Raw genomic sequence first — 20,904 nt, forward strand, 5'->3', positions numbered from 1 at the left:
GTACTGCCGGCTTACCAGCGATAACGCAAGCTGGCCTTCACCGAACGCTGGTAACCGTACCAGCACCAGGACTCACCAAGGCACGACGCGACATACTCCTTGTCGAACAGGTTCTGCACGTTCAACGCCACCTGCATACCCTTCAACGAAGGCGACACGCGGCCCAGGTCATAGTCCAGCATCAAGTCGAACAGCGTGACGGAAGGCACCTTGTAGGTATTGGCTTCGTCAACGAACGACGAGCCGATATAACGGACGCCGCCGCCCACGCCCATGCCCGCCAGCGGCCCCCCTTGCAGCTGATAGCGCGCCCATGCGGACGCCTGTTGCGACGGCACGCCGGCCGGCGATTTGCCCTTCAGGTTCAAGCCCGCCAGGTTCGGATTGGCCTTGGAATATTCGTTGTCCATCAGCGAATACGCCGCCACCAGCGTCAGGCCGCGCAGCGGCTCGCTCTTGGCTTCCAGCTCGATCCCCTGCGTACGCAGTTCGCCCGCCTGGATCGAGCAGCGCCCGCCGGCCGTGCCGCACACGTGGGTGGGGTCCGGATCGGTTGTCGTCATGTTCTCGCGGCGGATATCGAACGCGGCGAAGGTCAGCAACGTTGCGCTGCCGGGCGGCTGATACTTGATGCCGACTTCGTATTGCTTGCCCTCGATGGGCTTGAACGGCACGTTCTGCCAACCCGTGCCCGACTGCGGCTCGAATGATTCCGAGTAGCTGAAGTACGGCGCCACGCCATTATCGAAGTTGTAGATCACGCCCGCGCGGCCCGTGAACTTCTCGGCGGTCAGCGACGACGGGGTGACGCGGCCGCTGGGAATTGCCGTGGTTTCGCCGACGGTGCGAGCCCAGTCATAGCGCCCGCCCAGCAATACCGACAGGCGGTCGATCTTGATCTGGTCCTGGAAGTACAAGCCGGCCTGGTACTGCTTGGACGTGGCATCCGACGAAAATGCCGGGGTGGCGATGTGCTGTCGGTTATCCGGGTTCAGCACGTACAGCGGCGGCGCGCTGCCGGATCCCGACAACGTGTCCGTCTTCACGTGCTGGTAATCAAAGCCCAGCAACGCGGTGTGACCAAAGCTGCCGGTGTTGAAGCGGGCCTGCACATTGTTGTCGATGGTCAGTGCGCCCACATCCACGTCCGTGGCAATCGCCGCGCGCTGCTGGTACAGATAGGTTCGGTCCGTATAGCCGTAGTTGTTCGTCATGGCGCCGTAGACGCTGCGGTACTTGGCTTCTGAACGGGTCCAGCGCAGGCTTTGCGTGGCTTTGAACGTGTCGTTGAACCGGTGGTCCAGCACGTAGCCCAATGAATAGCTCTTGCGGTCGCTCTTTTCGAAATTGGCGTCGCCGTCGTAGTAATCCGCCGGCAGGCGGATGCCGTCCGGCGCCGACAACAGCGTACGCATGGACGACACGCTGCCGTACGAACCCATGTCGGGATCGCGCTGGAAATTGGTCAGCACGGTCAGCGAGGTATCGCCACTGGGCTTCCACGTGAAGGCCGGCGACACAAAGTAGCGGCGCTCTTTGGTGTCCTTCACCTGGCCGTCGGACATATAGCCGGCGCCGACCAGGCGATACAAGAACTTGCCGTCTTCGTCCACCGGCCCGCCAAAGTCGAAGTTGGCGCGGCCATAGTCGTAGTTGCCGACCTGCACCTCCACTTCGCGCAGCGTCTCTTCCAGCGGCCGCTTGCTGACCTGGTTCACCACGCCGCCCGGGCCGCCCTGGCCGTACATGACCGAGGCCGGCCCCTTCAGCACGTCCACCCGTTCAAGGCGATAGGCATCGACTTGCGGCAGCGCATCGCGGCCACCGAATACGCGCAGGCCATCCAGATAAGACGATGCGGAAAAGCCCCGCACATTGAACTGGTCCAGCCGCGTGGCGGTAGCGCCGCGCGATTCGGTCGCGACGCCGGCGGTGTATCGCAGCACCTGATTAAGCGTCTGCGCGCCCTGCTCCGTGATCTGTTCGCGCGTGATGACCGACACGGACTGCGGCGTTTCAATCAGCGGCGTGTCGGTCTTGGTGGCGCTGACGCTGGCGCTGGCCACATAGCCCACCGTGGGCACCAGCGCGCTTTCCGCCATGCCGGACACCGTCACCGGCGCCAGCACATGCGCGTCACCCGACGGCGAGGCAGGCGCGGGCGCCAGCGTCCAGGTGTTGCCCGACTGCGCACGCGCTTGCAGGCCGCTGCCCGACAAGATCCGCGCAAAGCCGGCGCCGACGGAATAGCCGCCATTCAAACCATCGGATCGCTGGCCGCGCACCAAAGCCGGATCGAATGACAGCACCACGCCCGCCGTGCGGGCGAACTGCGTCAGCACATCGGCCAGCGCACCGGCGGGAATCTGGTAGCTGCGCTGCGCGTTGGCGGCAGCGGGCGCGGACTGTGCCCACGCAGCGGGCATGCCGGCGGCAAGCACGCCCGCGCAAGAGGCGGTCAGCACGGCCTTGCGGCCGGCCGTCAGTGTGGCGCGCAGGCGCGATTGAGATGAAGCAGACACGAAACTCTCCCTGTACGGTGATCTATCCCTGCCATTCCGTACGGGAGGCAAAAACCTGCAAGACATCCGGATAAAAAAGTTGTAACGCTCAAATTTGCCGAGGATCGACCTGCAACCAATACTGCGTGTGCCGCGTGACCTTGATGGGCAGTGCGGGCTCCAGCGCCTTCAACGCGCGTTCCGCATCGTCCAGCGGGAACACGCCCGATAGCTTCAGGGCGGCCACGGCGGGGTCCACGCGAATCACACCTACGCGCTGGCGCGCCAGATAGCGCGCAAAGGCGTCCAGCCGCCACTCCTTGGCCACCACCATGCCGTCCACCCAGGCCAGCCGGTCGGGGTCGACGGCGCTGCGCACGAGTTCGTCGGCGTCGATGTAGGCCAGCCGCTCGCCGGCGGCGGCATGCGTCCAGGCGCCCTGGCGCAGCAGTTCCACGCTGCCTTCGTACACGCCCAGCCGCAAGCTTGCGTCGGTGCGATGAAGATCGAACCGCGCGCGCTCGGCACGCAGTTCGCCATGGCCCGCGATCACGTGCAGCGCATCCACGCCCGCGCGCGGTTCTGTATTCACCAGCATCTCGCCACGCAGCAGGTCGATGCCGCGCGCGCCGCCCGACAGATGCAGGCGCACGGCGCTATCGCTGTTCAGCGTGATGCTCAGGCCGTCGGCCAGCGCCACGGTACGGCGTTCGCCCACGCGGGTGCTAAGGTCAGCCGCCAGGCGTTGCCAGGGCGTGTGCCGGTAGCCTGCCCATCCGATGGCGGCCACGCCCGTCAGGCTCAGCAAGCCGCGCAATGCGTTGCGACGGCCTTGGGATCTTGGCGAATTCAGTGCGGCGTGGGCCAACGCCGCCGGCACGCGGCGTGCATCGCGGCCGATGGCTTCCAGGCGTTCCCAGGCTTGTCGATGAGCGGCATCGGCGTCCAGCCACGCGCGGCAGGACTCGTGGTCCCGGGAATTTGCCACGCCACTTTGCATCCGCGCCCACCAGGCGATAGCCTGGCGCACCACGGCGTCGGGCGGGGTGGTTCGTGCCGCGTTATTCATAAAACGCGGCATAGCAGGCGGCCATCGCGCGCACCATGTACTGCTGAACGGAACTGAGCGATACGCCCAGACGCTGCGCGATGTCGGGATAGGTCAGCCCATCCAGCTGTGACATCAGAAATGCGGAACGTGCCTTGGGCGGCAAGCCGTCAAGCAGGCGGTCCAGACGCACCAGCGCTTGCAGCTGTTCGGCCTGCGTCTCGGGCGACGGGGCGTACGCCTGCTCAAGCGTGGCCAGATAGTTCAGATAGGCGTATTCCAGCGCGGCATGGCGCTGATGGTCCACGACCAACCCCTTGGCGATCGTAGTCAGCAAGGCGCGCGCATCGGTCGCGCGCACCGCCTTGCGGCCCTGGATCACCCGCACAAAAACGTCCTGCGCCAGATCTTCGGCGCGATGCTCGCAACCCAGCTTGCGGCGCAGCCATCCGAACAGCCATGGCCGGTGCTCGCGATACAGCCCGTCAATGGGCGCGATCGCGGCGTCTGCGCACGAAGCCGGTGGGGAAAACAAAGAGGAAGACACAATTGAGACCGCGGTGCGGAACCTGAAGTGTCAAAATCTTAAGTGATAATGACTTGCATTACCAATGCTATGTACAAGCGGCTCGACCGAGACGGGCCGCTTGCGGCATTACTACAACGTCGCCGTCAGGCGGCGCTCGGATTCCAGATATTCGCGCGATTGCATTTCAAGAATGCGCGACACGGTGCGATGGAATTCGTTGGCCAATGCCCCTTCCGTGTAGATCTCTTCGGGTTCGCACTCGGCCGACATGATCAGCTTGACGCGGTGGTCGTAGAACACGTCGATCAACCAGGTGAAGCGGCGCGCCTCGGAGGCCTGGCGCGGGCCCATCTTGGGTACGCCCGACAGGATCACGGCGTGGAATCGGTTGGCCAGTTCCAGGTAGTCGTTCTGCGAACGTGGCCCGCCGCAAAGCGTGGCGAAATCAAACCACACCACCGAACCGGCCAGCGCCACGGCGCGGATTTCGCGGTGCTCGATGTGCAGCAAGGGTTCCTGCGGCGGCGTATCGGCAAGGCTGTCGAACGCCTTTTGCAGCGCGGCCTGCGCGTGGTCGTCCAGCGGCGTGTGATAACACTGCACCTGCTCCAGCGAACGGCGGCGATAGTCCACGCCCGCGTCCACGTTCATCACGTCCATGCGCGACTGGATCAGGGCGATGGCGGGCAGCACCCGGTCGCGGTGCAGGCCGTCCGTATACAGCGTGGACGGTTCGTAGTTGGACGTCATGATGAACGACGTGCCGTATTCAAACAACTTGAGCAGCAGCCGATGCAGGATCATCGCGTCAGCCACGTCCGACACGTGGAATTCGTCAAAGCAGATCAGGCGGTAGCGTTTGGCGACGCGCTTGGCCACTTCATCCAGCGGGTCTTGCATGCCCTTTACTTCTTCCAGCTCGCGGTGCACGCCACGCATGAACTCGTGAAAGTGCAGGCGCGTCTTCCGCACCACGGGCACGGTCGCGTAGAAGGCGTCCATCAGGAAGCTCTTGCCGCGCCCTACCCCGCCCCACAGATACACGCCGCGCGGCACGTCGGGCCGGTTCAGCAGCTTTTTCAGGGCATTCGAGCGCATCGACTTGAACTTGACCCATTCGTCGTAATAGCGCTGCAAGCGGTCGATGGCCAGCTTTTGCGCGGCATCGGGCTTGTAGCCGCGTTCGGCCAAGGCGTGTTCGTAGTATTCGAGAACGTTCATGGGGTTAAGCTCAAGCAACCAAAATGAAAAAAGGGCGGGTCCTTGAACCCGCCCCCCGTCTAGCTCAGGTCAAGGACGCTTAGAAATTCAGCGCGCGCTTGTCCACGGCCAGAGCGGCTTCCTTCACCGCTTCCGACAAGGTCGGGTGCGCGTGGCAGATGCGGGCGATGTCTTCGGCGGCGCCGCGGAATTCCATGATGGTCACGGCTTCCGAGATCAGTTCCGAGGCCATCGGGCCCACGATGTGCACGCCCAGGACTTCGTCGGTCTTGGCATCGGCGATCACCTTGGCAAAACCGGTGGTGTCACCCAGCGCGCGGGCGCGGCCGTTGGCCAGGAACGGGAAGCTGCCGGCCTTGTACTCGCGACCTTCGGCCTTGAGCTGCTGTTCGGTCTTGCCGACCCAGGCAATTTCCGGCGACGTGTAGATCACCCACGGCACGGTGTCGAAGTTGACGTGGCCATGCTGGCCGGCGATGCGCTCGGCAACCGCCACGCCTTCTTCTTCGGCCTTGTGCGCCAGCATCGGGCCTCGCACCACGTCACCCACTGCCCAGACGTTTTGCAGGTTCGTCTTGCAGTCGCCGTCCACGGCCACAAAGCCGCGTTCGTCCAGCTTCAGGCCCACCGCGTCGGCGTTCAGGCCGCCGGTGTAAGGCACGCGGCCGATCGAGACGATCAGCTTGTCGACCACCAGCTTTTGCTCGGCGCCCTTGGCGTCGACGTAGGGCACGGTCACCGACTTGGCGGTGGCCTTGATCTCGCCGATCTTCACACCCATCTGGATGTTCAGGCCTTGCTTGGTGAACGCCTTCAGCGCTTCCTTGGCCACTTGGCCGTCAGCGGCGGCCAGGAATTCCGGCATCGCTTCCAGGATGGTCACTTCCGAACCCAGGCGGCGCCACACGCTGCCCATTTCCAGGCCGATCACGCCGGCACCGATCACGCCCAAGGTCTTCGGCACGGCGCCGATGTTCAGTGCGCCGTCGTTGGACAGCACGACCTTTTCGTCGAACGGCAGGCCGGGCAGTTCACGCGCCGACGAACCCGTGGCCACCACGACGTGCTTGGCGATCAGGTCTTCTTCGGCGGTGCCGGTGACCTTGATGGCCCAGCCGCCTTCCACTTGGCCGCTGAACTGGCCCTTGCCGTGGAAGAACGTGACCTTGTTCTTCTTGAACAGGTACAGGATGCCGTCGTTGTTTTGCTTGACCACCGTGTTCTTGCGGCCGATCAGCGTGTCGAGCTTCAGGCTGACGCCCTTGACTTCGATGCCGTGCTCGGCGAAGTGGTGGTTGGCTTGTTCAAAGTGCTCGGACGATTGCAGCAGCGCCTTGGACGGAATGCAGCCGACGTTGGTGCAGGTGCCGCCGGGAGCCGGGCCGCCTTGGCCGTTTTGCCAGGCGTCGATGCAAGCGACCGACATGCCCAGTTGGGCTGCGCGAATGGCGGCGATGTAGCCGCCAGGGCCTGCGCCGATCACGACGACGTCAAATTGTTTGGACATAGTGTTCTCGCGATTGAGTGTGGGGTGGAACACGCCCCGCCCGGTGTTTGCGAGCCGGAGGCCAGCCGTGGGCCGGCCGGGGCGCCGCGATCCGAAGGCCCGGTGCGGCGCCGCGCGGGGCGTCGAGATTACAGGTCCAGCAACAGGCGCTGCGGATCTTCCAGGGCGTCCTTCATGGCGACCAGACCCAGCACGGCTTCGCGGCCGTCAATGATGCGGTGGTCATAGGACAGGGCCAAGTAGTTCATCGGACGGATGACGATCTGGCCGTTTTCGACAACAGCGCGATCCTTGGTGGCGTGCACGCCCAGGATGGCCGATTGCGGCGGGTTGATGATCGGGGTCGACAGCATCGAACCGAACACGCCACCGTTGGAGATCGAGAACGTACCGCCGGTCATTTCTTCAATGCCCAGCTTGCCGTCGGCGGCGCGGCGGCCGAAGTCGGCGATGGTCTTTTCGATTTCAGCGATGGACAGCTGGTCGGCGTTGCGCAGGATCGGCACCACCAGGCCACGCGGGCTGCCGACAGCGATACCGATGTCGAAGTAGCCGTGATAGATGATGTCCTTGCCGTCGATCGACGCGTTGATCAGCGGGTACTTCTTCAGGGCTGCCACGGCGGCCTTGACGAAGAACGACATGAAGCCCAGCTTGATGCCGTGTTCTTTTTCGAACTTGTCCTTGTACTTGCTGCGCAGATCGATGACCGCTTGCATGTTCACTTCGTTGAACGTGGTCAGGATTGCGTTTTCTTGCTGCGATTGCAGCAGGCGCTCGGCGATGCGGGCGCGCAGGCGGCTCATCGGCACGCGCTGTTCCGGACGGCCGTCCAGCGACAGCGTGGTCGGGGCGGGAGCGGCCGGAGCCTTGGCCGGAGCGGCCTTGGCGGCGGGAGCGCCGGCAGCCATGGCGTCGCCCTTGGTCACGCGGCCGTCGCGGCCGGTGCCCGATACGGAAGCGGCGTCAACGCCCTTCTCGGCCAGGATCTTGGCGGCGGCGGGCGATGCCACGCCGGCAGCAGCCGACGAAGCCGGCGCGGCGGCGGGGGCCGGGGCGGCAGCGGCTTGTTCAGCAGCCTTGGGGGCTTCGGCCGGCGCGGTCGCGGCGGCGGCGGCCTTGGCGGCGGTGTCGATGCGGGCCAGCACTTCGCCCGAGGTCACGGTGCTGCCATCGCCCTTGACGATTTCAGCCAGCACGCCCGAGGCGGGAGCCGGCACTTCCAGCACGACCTTGTCGGTTTCGACTTCGATCAGGATTTCGTCCGCTTCAACGGCAGCGCCCGGCTGCTTCTTCCAGGTCAGCAGGGTCGCTTCGGAGACGGATTCGGAAAGTTGGGGGACGACGACGTCGGTAATAGCCATTTTGTTTGTTCCGTAAAGTGTGTGTTCTGGTCACGCGGCGCGGCAAGGTTCGAAACCAGGTTCCAAAACGCTTGCCGCGCGCGGCGCGTGCATCAAGTCAGGGTTACTTCGTCAACATGACCTTGAACTTGGGCGCGAAAGCCGTCTCGATCAGGGCCTTCTGCTGCTCCTGGTGCTTGGCCAGGTAGCCCACGGCCGGCGATGCCGACGCGGCGCGGCCGGCGTAGCCCAGCTTCTGGCCTTCCACCATGTTCTCGTACACGTGATGCTGAACGTAGAACCAGGCGCCTTGGTTCTGCGGTTCGTCCTGAACCCAGATCACTTCGGTGGCCTTCGGGTACTTGCGCAGTTCCGTTTCGAACGACTTGTGCGCAAACGGGTACAGCTGCTCGACGCGGACGATGGCGACGTTGTCGGCGCCACGCTCGCGGCGCGCGTTGACCAGGTCGTAGTACACCTTGCCCGAGCAAGCCAGCACGCGCTTGACCTTGCTGGCGTCGATGGTGTCGTCCACTTCGCCGATCACCGGGCGGAAGCTGCCGCCGGCCAGATCGGTCAGGGGCGAACCCGCGTCCTTGTTACGCAGCAGCGACTTCGGCGTGAACAGCACCAGCGGCTTGCGGAACGGGCGGATCATCTGGCGGCGCAGAACGTGGAAGATCTGCGAGGCAGAGGTCGGCTGGACCACTTGCATGTTGTTGTCGGCGCACAGTTGCAGGAAGCGCTCGATGCGGCCTGACGAGTGCTCGGGGCCTTGGCCTTCGTAGCCGTGCGGCAGCATCAGGGTCAGGCCCGACTGGCGGCCCCACTTGGCTTCGCCGGAGCTGATGAACTGGTCGATCACGACCTGCGCGCCGTTGACGAAGTCGCCAAACTGGCCTTCCCAGATGGTCAGCGTGTTCGGTTCAGCGCTGGAGTAACCGTATTCGAAGCCCAGCACCGCCTCTTCGGACAGCACGGAGTCGATGACGGTGAACGGAGCCTGGCCTTCCGAGACGTTCTGCAGCGGAATGTAGGTGCCGTCGTTCCAGCGTTCGCGGTTCTGGTCGTGCAGCACGGCGTGGCGGTGCGTGAACGTGCCACGGCCCGAGTCCTGACCGGTGATGCGGATGGCGTAGCCCGAGGAAACCAGGGTGGCGAAGGCGAGGTGTTCGCCCATGCCCCAGTCCAGGTTCATCTCGCCCTTGGCCATCGTGCGGCGGTCGTTCAGCAGCTTGGCAACCAGCGGGTGCACCGTGAAGCCTTCCGGAACCGTCGTGATGCGTTCGCCGATGCGCTTGAGTTCGGCCAGCGGCACAGCCGTGTCGGCCTGGTCCGTCCACTTGGCGCCCAGGAACGGGGACCAGTCGATGGCGTACTTGCTCTTGTAGTCGGTCAGCACGGGTTCAATCGTGCGCTGGCCGTCTTCCATCAGCTGACGGTAGTCCTTGACCAGTTGATCGGCTTCGCCTTCAGCCAGCACGCCTTGCGTGGTCAGCTTGTCGGCGTACAGCTTGCGCGTGCCGGGGTGATGGCCGATGCGCTTGTACATCAGCGGCTGCGTCAGCGACGGGGTGTCTTGTTCGTTGTGGCCCAGCTTGCGGAAGCAAACGATGTCCACGACGATGTCATGACGGAATTGCAGGCGGTAGTCCAGGGCCAGCTTGGTGACGAACACCACGGCTTCGGGGTCGTCGCCGTTGACGTGGAACACCGGGGCTTCGATCATCTTGACCACGTCGGTGCAATACAGCGTCGAACGCGAGTCACGCGGGTCGGACGTGGTGAAACCGATTTGGTTGTTGATGACGATGTGCAGCGTGCCGCCCGTACCGTAGCCGCGCGTCTGGGCAAGGTTCAGCGTTTCCATGACCACGCCTTGACCGGCAAAAGCCGCGTCGCCGTGCACCAGCACCGGCAGCACGGTCTTGCCTTCGGCGTCGCCGCGGCGTTCCTGGCGAGCGCGTGCGCTGCCTTCGACGACGGGGTTCACGATTTCAAGGTGGGACGGGTTGAAGGCCAACGACAGGTGGACCGGACCGCCACGGGTGGACAGGTCGGAAGAGAAGCCGTTGTGGTACTTCACGTCGCCGTCGGTCAGGCCTTCGGCGTGCTTGCCTTCGAACTCGGCGAACAAGTCGCCGGGCATCTTGCCCATGATGTTCACGAGCAGGTTCAGGCGGCCGCGGTGGGCCATGCCGACCACGATTTCCTGGACGCCGTTTTCGCCGGCGTGGTTCACCACTTCGTCCATCGAGGCGATGAAGCTTTCGCCGCCTTCCAGCGAGAAGCGCTTCTGGCCGACGTACTTGGTGTGCAGGAAGCGCTCAAGCCCTTCGGACTCGGTCAGCTGCTGCAGGATGTGGCGCTTTTCTTCGACCGAGTAGGCCGGCGCACCCAGCGTGGTTTCCAGGCGTTCCTGGATCCAGCGCTTGGCGGCGGGGTCGGAGATGTGCGTGAATTCAGCACCGATGCTGCGGCAATACGTGTCGCGCAGCGCCTTCAGGATGTCGCGCAGCGTCATGGTGCTGGCGGTCGTGAAGTAGGTGTTGGTGGCCGAGTAGGTCTGGTCCAGATCGGATTCGGTCAGGCCGTAGAAGGCGGGATCGAGTTCCGGGATCTGCGGACGTTCCTGGCGCTTGAGGGGGTCCAGATCGGCCCAGCGCGAACCCAGCGAGCGGTAGGCGGCAATCAGCGATTGCACCGACACTTGCTTGCTGGCCACGCTCAGGTCGGGTTCGGCGGAGCGTTGCACAAAGGCATTGGCCTTGGCGCGCTGGGCGAACGATTCGACGATGGGAGCGTGGGCCTGGTCGCGAGTGGATTCCTGGCCGTCGGTTGCGGGAGCGTGCTGCAACTGGTCGAAATATTCGCGCCAGTTATCAGGAACCGAACCGGGATTGTCGAGGTAGGCTTCGTAAAGCTCCTCAACATATGGGGCGTTACCCCCAAAGAGATAAGACGTGGATAGAGATTCTATTTCCGAAGACATATCGCTTCACCTTTACGAGTGCTTCACTCGACACGATGCAGGAAAAACCTTCCGCGACACGGGCTTCCCGTTTAGCGGATCGCAGGGGGCAGAAGGCGCGTACAAGCCTTGAAAGCCGTATGCCGAGCAGTATAACCCTTTGAGTTTACGGGCGTCTTGAGACATTTTTGTGGCGCAAAAGCCCTTTCGGAATGCCTGCATGCGGCCGTGGAATGTCCGGCCAACCCCTGACATTGCGACGTCTACGCGCCATCAATTTCCGCCATTCCAAAATGCCGCAGTGCGTCATTGCCGAGCACTTCAATGCGTGAGTGTTGTGCATTAGCCGCGTCACACCGGCAAGGCAGTCGTCGACAAGATCTCTTTCAACACAAAAAAGGTGCGAATCTGACGTACGCCGGGCAGCTTGATGATCTCGCCCGCATGCAGCTTGTTGAAGCGCTCCAGGTCGCGTATGCGCAGCATCAGGAAGTAGTCGAATTCGCCCGCCACCAGATGGCATTCCAGGCAGCCGCTGATGCCGCGCGCCGCTTCCTCGAAATCGGTGAAGGAGTCGGGCGTGGAACGGTCCAGCACCACGCCCACGATGACCAGCGTGGCCATGTCGACGTCGGCGGGCTCCAGTAGCGCCACCGTCTTTTTGATGATGCCTTCGGCCTTCAGCTTTTCTACCCGACGCAAGCAGGCGGCCGGGCTCAGGTGCACACGCGCGCTTAGATCCAGATTGGTGATCTGGGCATCGTCCTGCAAAAGACGAAGGATGTGGCGGTCGATACGATCCAATCCGGCAAGCACGCTCATTGCATGTGTCCCTGAAAAATATTATCTCGTGTTTCTTTTTATTCCAAAAATATTAAATCTAAATTACTGAGCTTCGCTGTTTTTAATATCGTAGTCGCAACAAAATACGCAATTGACCGCTGCTGCCTGCGATTCCTATGATTTTTACACCCGAGCCTCACTTGCCGGCCGGAATCCCAACACAGGAGCCCGCATGGATCTGCAACGCTTTCCCAGACACCGTCTGACCTTCGGCGACACCCCCATCGAAAAGCTGGAACGCTTGTCCGCGCATTTGGGCGGCAAGGTCCACGTCTATGCCAAGCGCGAAGACTGCAACAGCGGCCTGGCGTTTGGCGGCAACAAGCTGCGCAAGCTGGAATACCTGATTCCGCAAGCGCTGGAGCAAGGCTGCGACACGCTTGTCACCATCGGCGGCATCCAGTCCAACCACACGCGCATGGTGGCCGCCGTGGCCGCCAAGCTGGGGCTGTCCTGCGTGCTGGTACAGGAAAACTGGGTGGACTATTCCGACGCCGTCTACGACCGCGTCGGCAACATCATGATGAGCCGCCTGATGGGCGCCGACGTGCGGCTGGTGGACCAGGGCTTTGACATCGGCTTTCGGCGCAGCTGGGAAGAGGCGCTGGAAGACGTGCGCAAACGCGGCGGCAAGCCGTACGCCATTCCGGCCGGCGCGTCCGACCACGAATTGGGCGGCCTGGGCTATGTGGGCTTTGCCGAAGAAGTGCGCCGCCAGGAAGCCGACCTGGGATTCAAGTTCGACTACATCGTGGTCTGCGCGGTGACGGGCAGCACGCAAGCGGGCATGGTGGTGGGCTTTGCGGCGGACGGCCGCGCCAACCGCGTCATTGGCATCGACGCGTCCGCCACGCCGGAGCAGACGCGCGCGCAAATCCTGCGCATCGCGCGGCGCACCGCCGATATGGTCGGGCTGGAGTCCGGCATCGCGGACAGCGATGTGGTGCTGGATACGCGTTACGCCTATCCCGCCTACGGCTTGCCATCGGCGGAAACCAACGACGCCATCCGCACCTGCGCGCGGCTGGAGGGCATGATGACCGACCCGGTGTACGAGGGCAAATCCATGCAAGGCATGATGGACCTGATACGACGAGGCGAGATCCCTGCGGGCTCCAAGGTTTTGTATGCGCACCTGGGAGGGGTGCCGGCGATCAACGCCTACAGCTTTCTGTACCGCAACGGCTGAAGCTGGCCAGCCGCCCACCGGCTTCGGATCAATGGGCTGGCCCGCCGGCGATCTGCGCTGAAGCGCCCTGCCCGCTATTGCGTCTTGGCGCCCGCCTGGAACCAGGCGCCGATCAGCGCGCGTTCGTCGTCGGTCATGCCGGTGGAATTGGCCATCGGCATGATTTTCGACACAACGACTTGTTGGTACACGGCCTGCGCGTGCGTGGCGATCTGCTCAACCGAATCCAGGCGCACGTTCTTCATCTGGACCTGTGCGCCGTGGCACAGCAGGCACCGCTGGTCAAACACATGGCGCACCTGGGCAAACGCCACGTCGGCGGGCGCGGCCGCGGACGGCGCTGACGCGGCGACGGGGGCGGGCCGCATCCACACGATGGTCAAGCCCAGCACCGCCACCCCCAACAACACGTAGGGCAGCGGGTTGCGCGCATTGCCCAGCTTGAAGCGGTGCCGCACCACGAAGAACTGCCGGATTGCCGCGCCGCCCAGCATGATCAGCAGCAGCACGATCCAGTTGTACTGATGGGTATAGGTAAAGCTGTAGTGGTTGCTCATCATGGTGAACACCACGGGCAGCGTGAAATACGTGTTGTGCACGCTGCGCTGCTTGCCGCGCTGGCCATGGACGGGGTCGACGGGCTTGCCCGCCCGCATCGCCGCCACGTTCTTGCGCTGGCCGGGGATGATCCAGAAAAACACGTTGCCGCTCATGGTCGTGGCCATCATCGCGCCCACCAGCAGGAACGCCGCGCGGCCCGCGAACCAATGGCAGGCCAGCCAGGACGCCAGGGCGATGAACACTGCCACCAGCACCCCGACGATCGTGTCACCGTGCTTGCCGCGCCCGAACAGGCGGCAGATGCCGTCGTAGACGATCCAGAACACCACGAAAAACGCCAGCGCGACGGCCACGGCGGTGCTGGGCTGCCAGTCCATTTTTGACCGGTCTATCAGGTAGGTGCTGGCGTTCCAGAGGTACGACATGGTGAACAGCGCAAAGCCCGTCAGCCAGGTGCTGTAGCTTTCCCAGAACGACCAATGCAGGTGTTCAGGCAGCTTTTTGGGCTGCACCGCGTACTTCTGCATGTTGTAGAAACCGCCGCCGTGCACGGCCCATTGCTCGCCGCCCACGCCCTTGGCAAGCGATTCAGGGTCTTGCGGTTTTTCCAGACTGTTGTCCAGCATCACGAAATAGAACGACGTGCCGATCCATGCGATGCCGGTGATGATGTGGGCCCAACGCAGCAACAGGTTGACCCAATCCAGGTAGTAGCTTTCCATCCACGCCCCCGCAGTGGGCGGGCCTTGTAGGCTCCGCCGCACTGCCTACCACCGCGGGCGCTGTAAGCAGAAGATGGATCGCGCACAAGGCTTGAATGCCCCGCACCGCTGCGACCAGAATGGACGAAATTGTATGCAGGTTTTGTTCACAAGGCTATGCGTGCTCGACCTTTCTGGCATCAGGAATACCCTGAGACGCGGGGCCGGCTGCCCGCAGACCGGCAGCCCACGCCCCTGCCGCTTACGAGCCCCGATACGTGGAATAGCTCCAGGGGCTGACCAACAACGGCACGTGATAGTGCTGGTCCGCGTGCGCCACGCCGAAATCCAGGCTGACCCGATTCAGGAAGTTGGGCTCGGGCAAGACAACGCCGCGCGCCTTGAAGTAGGCGGCCACCTCGAACACCAGCCGGTAGGTGCCGACTTGCAAGTCCGCGTCGGCAAAAAGCGGCCGGGCGCTACGGCCATCGTGGTTCAGCGTGAACTGCTGGATCAGGGTGGCGGAGTCGCCGCGTGTTGCGTACAGCGCCGCGGCCATGCCTTGGGCCGGGCAGCCGTGCATGGTGTCGAGTACGTGCGTGGTCAATTCCATGTTGTCTCCTGTGTGCCCCGCAGGTTGCCGGGCGGTCTCATGGTTATCCTTAATGATGTACATAAATTGTATACAGCTAATTGCTTTCCAGCTATTGTTTAGCCCATCATGAAACCGTCCGTTCATCCGCGCATGGCCGGCCTGACTTCGTCACCGCTGCCCGCGCCTCTTGGCTCCATGCCCCGCTATTCATGAACACCTACGACTCGACGCTTCCGTATCCCCGCGACCTGATCGGCTACGGCCGCAACCCGCCCCACGCGCAATGGCCCGGCCAGGCTCGCATTGCCGTTCAATTCGTTTTGAACTACGAAGAAGGCGGTGAAAACAGCGTGCTGCATGGAGACGCGGGTTCTGAGCAATTCCTGTCGGAAATGTTCAACCCGGCCAGCTACCCCGACCGCCATCTCAGCATGGAAGGCATCTACGAATACGGGTCGCGCACCGGTGTGTGGCGCCTTCTGCGCGAGTTTGAAAAGCGGCAGCTGCCCCTGACCGTGTTCGGCGTAGGCATGGCCCTGCAGCGCCACCCCGAATTGACGGCGGCGCTCACTGAACTGGGCCACGAAATCGCCTGCCATGGCTGGCGCTGGGTGCATTACCAGAATGTGGACGAAGCCACCGAACGCGAACATATGCGCCTGGGCATGGACGCCATCACGCAGCTGACCGGCAGCCGCCCGCTGGGCTGGTACACCGGACGCGACAGCCCGCGCACGCGCCGGCTGGTGGCCGATTACGGCGGCTTCGAGTACGACAGCGATTACTACGGCGACGACCTGCCCTTCTGGATGCAGGTACAAAAAAGCGACGGCGCGGTCGTGCCGCAACTGATCGTGCCCTATACGCTGGACTGCAACGACATGCGCTTCGCGCTGCCGCAGGGCTATTCGCACGCCGACCCATTCTTTCAGTACTTGAAGGACAGCTTCGACGTGCTTTACGCCGAAGGCGACGAAGCGCCCAAGATGCTCAGCATCGGCATGCATTGCCGGCTGCTGGGCCGCCCCGGGCGCATCACTGCGCTACAGCGCTTTCTGGACCACATTGCCAGCCACGACCGCGTCTGGGTATGCCGTCGCCTGGATATTGCCCGGCACTGGAAGGCCACGCATCCCTATATTCCCAACCGTTGAGCGCACCGACCATGCCCCACACGCTGGAACAACTCAATGCCGCCACGCCCGACTCGGCGCTGGCCATGCTGGACGGCCTGTACGAACATTCGCCGTGGATCGCGCGGCAGGCGCTAGCCGCCCGGCCTTTTCGGTCACTGGCGCATTTGCAGGATCAGTTGCGGCACGTGCTGGATCAAGCGGATATCGACGCGCAGCTGGCGTTGATCCGCGCGCACCCTGAATTGGCGGGGCGCGCCATGCAGCAAAACAGCCTGACCGCCGAGTCCACCCACGAACAGGACCAGGCCGGGCTTACGCATTGCTCGCCCGATGAACTGGCGCGGCTGCAACAACTGAACAACGACTACAACGCTCGCTTCGGCTTTCCGTTCATCCTGGCCGTGCGCGGCGCGCGCGGCACGGGCCTGTCGCGCCAGCAGATCATTGACGAATTTGCGCGGCGGCTGGATAACCCGCCCGACGTTGAAGTCCGCGAGGCGCTGCGCAACATCCACCGCATCGTCGAAATTCGCATGGCCGACAAGTTTGGACGCGACCTGACGTTGGGCAACGACATCTGGGACTGGCAGGAACGGCTCAGTATCCACAGCGATCCCGGTTACGCCGAAAAAGGCCAGCTGACCGTCACGTACCTGACCGAAGCGCACCGCGCCTGCGCGCAGCGTATCTCGCACTGGATGCGAGATTGCGGCTTCGACGAAGTTGAGATCGACGCCGTCGGCAACGTGGTGGGCCGCTACCGCGCCCAGCAGCCCGATGCGCCCACCCTGATGACCGGCAGCCACTACGACACCGTGCGCAACGGCGGCAAATACGACGGCCGCCTGGGAATTTTCGTGCCCATGGCCTGCGTGCGCGAACTGCATCGACAAGGTCGCCGCCTGCCCTACCACCTGGAAGTCATCGGCTTTGCCGAAGAAGAAGGCCAGCGCTACCGCGCCACCTTCCTGGGATCGGGCGCGTTGATCGGCGACTTCAAGCCTGAATGGCTGGACCAAAAGGACGCGCACGGCGTCACCATGCGCGACGCCATGCTGCACGCCGGCCTGTGCATTGACGATATTCCGAAGCTGCGCCGCGATCCCTCGCGCTATCTGGGCTTTGTCGAAGTCCATATCGAGCAGGGCCCGGTGCTGTACGAAATGGGCCTGCCCCTGGGCATCGTCACGTCCATCAACGGCAGCGTGAGATATCAGGCGCAGATCTTCGGCATGGCCTGCCATGCCGGCACCACGCCGATGAACCGCCGCCGCGATGCCGCCACCGCCGCCGCCGAACTGGCCCTGTATGTCGAACAACGCGCCGCGCGCGATGGCGATTCGGTAGGCACCATGGGCATGCTGGAAGTGCCCAGCGGATCCATCAACGTCGTACCGGGCGAATGCCGCTTCAGCCTGGACCTGCGCGCACCCAGCGATGCGCAACGCGACGCGCTGGTGAACGACGTATTGGCCGAACTTGACGCCATCTGCACACGCCGAGGCTTGCGCTATGCGCTTGAAGAAACCATGCGCGCCGCCGCCGCACCCAGCGACCCTGCCTGGCAACAGCGTTGGGAACGCGCCGTCGACGCGCTGGGCGTGCCGCTGCACCGCATGCCCAGCGGCGCCGGGCACGACGCCATGAAGCTGCACGAAGTCATGCCTCAGGCCATGCTCTTCGTGCGCGGCCAGAACCACGGCATCAGCCACAACCCCCGCGAATCCACCACCCGCGACGACATCCAGCTGGCCGCGCATGCCATGCAGTGCCTGCTGGACGACCTTGCCAACGACATCAAACGCTAACGCCATGACCGACTACGCCCGACTAGACGCCTGGGTCGATGCCCACTTCGACGAGCAGGTGAGCTTCCTGCAATCGCTGGTGCGCGTGCCCACCGACACACCGCCCGGCAATAACGCGCCGCACGCCGTCCGCACCGCCGAACTGCTCAAGGAAATGGGCCTTGTGGCCGAAGCGCACGCCGTGCCCGCGCAAGCGGTGCAGGACTACGGCATGCAATCCATCACCAACCTGATCGTGCGGCGCGAATACGGGCCCGGCCGCCGCATCGCGCTGAATGCGCACGGCGACGTCGTGCCCCCGGGCGATGGCTGGCAACACGACCCCTACGGCGCCGAAATTGAAAATGGCAGCCTGTACGGCCGCGCCGCCGCGGTCAGCAAGAGCGATTTCGCCAGCTTCACCTATGCGGTCCGCGCGCTGGAAGCGGTGGCCAAGCCGACCCACGGCGCGGTCGAACTGCATTTCACCTATGACGAAGAATTCGGCGGCTTGCTGGGGCCCGGCTGGCTGCTGTCGCAAGGCTTGACCAAGCCCGACCTGATGATTGCCGCCGGCTTCAGCTACGAGGTGGTCACGGCGCACAACGGCTGCCTGCAAATGGAAGTGACGGTGCACGGCAAAATGGCGCACGCCGCCATTCCCACCACGGGCGTGGACGCGCTGCAGGGCGCGGTCAAGATCCTGAATGCGCTGTATGCACAGAACGCGCTGTACCAGAACATCAGGTCCGAGGTGCCCGGCATCAGTCACCCGTACCTGAACGTCGGACGCATTGAAGGCGGCACCAACACCAACGTGGTGCCCGGCAAGGTCAGCTTCAAGCTGGACCGCCGCATGATCCCCGAAGAAAACGCCGTTGAAGTGGAAGCAGACATCCGCCGGATCATCCAGGAAGCCGCTGCCGCCACCCCCGGCATCACCATCGACATCAAGCGCCTGCTGTTGGCCAATTCGATGCGTCCGCTGCCGGGCAACCAGCCGCTGGTCGATGCCATCCAGAAGCATGGCGAAGTGCTGTTCGGCGAACCGATCCCGGCCATGGGAACGCCGCTGTACACCGACGTGCGCCTGTACGGCGAAGCCGGCATCCCCGGTGTCATCTACGGCGCCGGGCCCCGCACCGTGCTGGAATCCCACGCCAAGCGCAACGACGAACGCGTCGTGTTGGAAGACCTGCGCCGCGCCACCAAGGTGATCGCGCGCACGTTGGCCGACCTGCTGGCACCGGCCTGATCGCGCCGGACAGGGGCCGGAGCCGCGCGGCCCAGGGCCCCATCGCGCACACTTCCCGCGACAATTCCTACATAACGTAACTAAACGTGTTTATATGATGCGGGTTTTCCTCCATTTCGAGGACCGCCCATACCTGTATACATTCCTCGTACACAAGACCGCTTTTCAGGATTTTCCGACCGACATCCCACTCCGCCAGGAGACACTCCCATGCAGGCTGCATCCCCCGCGCCGTCCCGCGCGTCTCAAGACCTCCATCCCGTCGACCAGCGCCTGCCTACCGGCAAACTCGCGGCATTGGGCCTGCAACACGTGTTGGTGATGTATGCCGGCGCGGTAGCCGTGCCCTTGATCGTCGGCCGGGCGCTGAACCTGACGCCCGACGAAGTCGCCATGCTGATCTCGGCCGACCTGTTCTGTTGCGGGCTGGTCACGCTGATCCAGACGCTGGGCGCCACGCAGTGGTTCGGCATCAAGCTGCCCGTCATGATGGGTGTCACGTTCGCGGCGGTGGCGCCGATGGTCGCAATGGCCAACGCCAACCCGGGGCCGGGCGGCGCGCAGCTACTGTTCGGCACCATCATCGGGGCCGGCATCATTTCGATTTTGATCGCCCCGGTCATCAGCCGCATGCTGCGGTTCTTCCCGCCCGTGGTCACGGGCACCATCATCACCGTCATCGGCATTACGTTGATGCGAGTCGGCATCAATTGGGTGTTCGGCAACCCGTCGGGCCCCACCGCCCCCGTCATCGTCGACCCCATCTATGCCAAATGGCTGGCGGACGTCACGTCGCCGGGCAGCGCCATCCCGCCCGTGCCGCAGGGCTTTGCCATCATGCCGTCGATGCCCAACCCGCGCTATGCCGACCTGACCGGCTTTGGCATCGCCGTGCTGGTACTGGCCTCGATCCTGCTGATCGTGAAATTCACCAAGGGCTTCATCGCCAACATTTCGGTGCTGCTGGGCATCGTCATCGGCGCCATCGTGGCATCGGCCACGGGCATCATGACGTTCGAGAAAATCGGCCAGGCGGATTGGTTCGACATCGTGCTGCCCTTCCATTTCGGCATGCCGCGCTTCGACCCCATGTTGATTTTGAGCATGGCGCTGATCATGGTGGTCGTGATGATCGAATCCGCGGGCATGTTCCTGGCGCTGGGCGAAATGACCGACCGCGAAATCAGCCAGCAGGGCATGGCGCGCGGCCTGCGTACCGACGGCTTGGGGACTTTGATCGGAGGCATCTTCAACACGTTTCCGTACACCAGCTTTTCGCAGAACGTGGGCCTGGTTGCGGTAACCGGCGTGAAGAGCCGCTTCGTGTGCGTGGCGGGGGGCATCATCTTGCTGGTGCTTGGCCTGCTGCCCAAGATGGCCGCGCTGGTGGAATCGCTGCCCACCGTGGTGTTGGGCGGCGCGGGCATCGTCATGTTCGGCATGGTGACGGCCACGGGCATCCGCATTCTGTCGGGCGTGGATTTCAAGGGCAACCGCCACAACGCCATGATTGTTGCCGTCTCGATCGGCATCGGCATGGTGCCGCTGATTGCCCCCGACTTCAAACAATGGATGCCGCATTCGCTGCACACGCTGATCGAGTCGGGCATTTTGCTGGCCTCGCTATCGGCCGTGTTGCTGAACCTGTTTCTGAACGGTGCCACACATGACCGCCGCGCCATCATCTCGGCGGCGCTGCAAGCCGACGAGCATTGAT

General features: G+C 63.7%; 15 protein-coding genes. 5 read left to right on the forward strand and 10 right to left on the reverse strand.

Annotated elements, in window-relative coordinates; translation table 11 throughout:
* Positions 1-11 precede the first annotated feature (11 nt).
* The 8 genes from V6F88_RS15485 to V6F88_RS15520 form a co-directional block, all read right to left on the reverse strand.
* Positions 12-2,426: a TonB-dependent siderophore receptor gene (locus V6F88_RS15485; protein ID WP_332610861.1), complete on the reverse strand. Its 2,415-nt coding sequence runs from the start codon at positions 2,424-2,426 to the stop codon at positions 12-14.
* A gap of 184 nt (positions 2,427-2,610) precedes the next feature.
* The gene (locus tag V6F88_RS15490) at positions 2,611-3,570 is read right to left on the reverse strand and encodes a FecR domain-containing protein (protein WP_332610570.1); all 960 of its coding nucleotides are present in this window, start codon (positions 3,568-3,570) and stop codon (positions 2,611-2,613) included.
* Positions 3,563-4,096 carry a sigma-70 family RNA polymerase sigma factor gene (locus tag V6F88_RS15495; RefSeq protein WP_332610572.1) on the reverse strand — a complete coding sequence of 178 codons (534 nt, stop codon included), beginning with the start codon at positions 4,094-4,096 and terminating at the stop codon, positions 3,563-3,565. Before V6F88_RS15495 ends, V6F88_RS15490 begins: the two co-directional genes overlap by 8 nt.
* A gap of 111 nt (positions 4,097-4,207) precedes the next feature.
* Positions 4,208-5,299 (reverse strand): cell division protein ZapE, encoded by a 1,092-nt coding sequence (gene zapE, locus V6F88_RS15500; RefSeq protein WP_332610573.1) that lies wholly within the window; start codon positions 5,297-5,299, stop codon positions 4,208-4,210.
* Positions 5,300-5,378: 79 nt separating this feature from the next.
* Positions 5,379-6,806: a dihydrolipoyl dehydrogenase gene (gene lpdA / locus V6F88_RS15505; protein ID WP_259251814.1), complete on the reverse strand. Its 1,428-nt coding sequence runs from the start codon at positions 6,804-6,806 to the stop codon at positions 5,379-5,381.
* 128 nt (positions 6,807-6,934) lie between these two features.
* The gene (gene odhB / locus V6F88_RS15510) at positions 6,935-8,170 is read right to left on the reverse strand and encodes a 2-oxoglutarate dehydrogenase complex dihydrolipoyllysine-residue succinyltransferase (RefSeq protein WP_332610575.1); all 1,236 of its coding nucleotides are present in this window, start codon (positions 8,168-8,170) and stop codon (positions 6,935-6,937) included.
* A gap of 103 nt (positions 8,171-8,273) precedes the next feature.
* Positions 8,274-11,141, reverse strand: coding sequence for a 2-oxoglutarate dehydrogenase E1 component (locus tag V6F88_RS15515; RefSeq protein WP_332610577.1), 2,868 nt, complete (start codon positions 11,139-11,141; stop codon positions 8,274-8,276).
* Positions 11,142-11,471: 330 nt separating this feature from the next.
* On the reverse strand, positions 11,472-11,942 hold the full coding sequence (locus tag V6F88_RS15520; protein ID WP_332610579.1) for an Lrp/AsnC family transcriptional regulator: 471 nt from the start codon (positions 11,940-11,942) through the stop codon (positions 11,472-11,474).
* A 193-nt stretch (positions 11,943-12,135) separates the two neighbouring features.
* Here V6F88_RS15520 and V6F88_RS15525 point away from each other — a divergent pair, with 193 nt between their 5' ends.
* Complete coding sequence (locus V6F88_RS15525) at positions 12,136-13,152, forward strand: 1-aminocyclopropane-1-carboxylate deaminase (protein ID WP_332610581.1); 1,017 nt, start codon at positions 12,136-12,138, stop codon at positions 13,150-13,152.
* A gap of 74 nt (positions 13,153-13,226) precedes the next feature.
* Here V6F88_RS15525 and V6F88_RS15530 read toward each other — a convergent pair whose 3' ends face one another.
* Positions 13,227-14,435 carry a urate hydroxylase PuuD gene (locus V6F88_RS15530; protein WP_332610584.1) on the reverse strand — a complete coding sequence of 403 codons (1,209 nt, stop codon included), beginning with the start codon at positions 14,433-14,435 and terminating at the stop codon, positions 13,227-13,229.
* Positions 14,436-14,676: 241 nt separating this feature from the next.
* On the reverse strand, positions 14,677-15,027 hold the full coding sequence (gene uraH, locus V6F88_RS15535; protein WP_332610585.1) for a hydroxyisourate hydrolase: 351 nt from the start codon (positions 15,025-15,027) through the stop codon (positions 14,677-14,679).
* Between the two features lie 191 nt (positions 15,028-15,218).
* Here uraH and puuE point away from each other — a divergent pair, with 191 nt between their 5' ends.
* From puuE to V6F88_RS15555, 4 genes are all read left to right on the forward strand, one after another.
* On the forward strand, positions 15,219-16,163 hold the full coding sequence (puuE, locus tag V6F88_RS15540) for an allantoinase PuuE (protein WP_332610586.1): 945 nt from the start codon (positions 15,219-15,221) through the stop codon (positions 16,161-16,163).
* Between the two features lie 11 nt (positions 16,164-16,174).
* Entirely contained in the window at positions 16,175-17,953 is a 1,779-nt protein-coding gene (gene uraD / locus V6F88_RS15545; protein WP_332610587.1) for a 2-oxo-4-hydroxy-4-carboxy-5-ureidoimidazoline decarboxylase, read from the forward strand.
* 4 nt (positions 17,954-17,957) lie between these two features.
* Complete coding sequence (locus tag V6F88_RS15550) at positions 17,958-19,187, forward strand: M20 family metallopeptidase (RefSeq protein ID WP_332610588.1); 1,230 nt, start codon at positions 17,958-17,960, stop codon at positions 19,185-19,187.
* A gap of 210 nt (positions 19,188-19,397) precedes the next feature.
* Positions 19,398-20,903 (forward strand): nucleobase:cation symporter-2 family protein, encoded by a 1,506-nt coding sequence (locus tag V6F88_RS15555; RefSeq protein ID WP_332610590.1) that lies wholly within the window; start codon positions 19,398-19,400, stop codon positions 20,901-20,903.
* The last annotated feature ends 1 nt before the right edge of the window (position 20,904 follow it).

Origin of the sequence: Achromobacter sp. ESBL13, assembly GCF_036668755.1 — a bacterium.
In the GTDB taxonomy this organism is placed as follows: domain Bacteria; phylum Pseudomonadota; class Gammaproteobacteria; order Burkholderiales; family Burkholderiaceae_B; genus Achromobacter.

Excerpts from the sequence above, each read along its gene's own strand:
- V6F88_RS15485 (WP_332610861.1), bottom strand. The coding sequence starts at position 2,426 with ATGCCCGCTGCGTGGGCACAGTCCGCGCCCGCTGCCGCCAACGCGCAG.
- V6F88_RS15490 (WP_332610570.1), bottom strand. The coding sequence starts at position 3,570 with ATGAATAACGCGGCACGAACCACCCCGCCCGACGCCGTGGTGCGCCAG.
- zapE (WP_332610573.1), bottom strand. The coding sequence starts at position 5,299 with ATGAACGTTCTCGAATACTACGAACACGCCTTGGCCGAACGCGGCTAC.
- lpdA (WP_259251814.1), bottom strand. The coding sequence starts at position 6,806 with ATGTCCAAACAATTTGACGTCGTCGTGATCGGCGCAGGCCCTGGCGGC.
- odhB (WP_332610575.1), bottom strand. The coding sequence starts at position 8,170 with ATGGCTATTACCGACGTCGTCGTCCCCCAACTTTCCGAATCCGTCTCC.
- V6F88_RS15515 (WP_332610577.1), bottom strand. The coding sequence starts at position 11,141 with ATGTCTTCGGAAATAGAATCTCTATCCACGTCTTATCTCTTTGGGGGT.
- V6F88_RS15520 (WP_332610579.1), bottom strand. The coding sequence starts at position 11,942 with ATGAGCGTGCTTGCCGGATTGGATCGTATCGACCGCCACATCCTTCGT.
- V6F88_RS15525 (WP_332610581.1), top strand. The coding sequence starts at position 12,136 with ATGGATCTGCAACGCTTTCCCAGACACCGTCTGACCTTCGGCGACACC.
- V6F88_RS15530 (WP_332610584.1), bottom strand. The coding sequence starts at position 14,435 with ATGGAAAGCTACTACCTGGATTGGGTCAACCTGTTGCTGCGTTGGGCC.
- uraH (WP_332610585.1), bottom strand. The coding sequence starts at position 15,027 with ATGGAATTGACCACGCACGTACTCGACACCATGCACGGCTGCCCGGCC.
- puuE (WP_332610586.1), top strand. The coding sequence starts at position 15,219 with ATGAACACCTACGACTCGACGCTTCCGTATCCCCGCGACCTGATCGGC.
- uraD (WP_332610587.1), top strand. The coding sequence starts at position 16,175 with ATGCCCCACACGCTGGAACAACTCAATGCCGCCACGCCCGACTCGGCG.
- V6F88_RS15550 (WP_332610588.1), top strand. The coding sequence starts at position 17,958 with ATGACCGACTACGCCCGACTAGACGCCTGGGTCGATGCCCACTTCGAC.
- V6F88_RS15555 (WP_332610590.1), top strand. The coding sequence starts at position 19,398 with ATGCAGGCTGCATCCCCCGCGCCGTCCCGCGCGTCTCAAGACCTCCAT.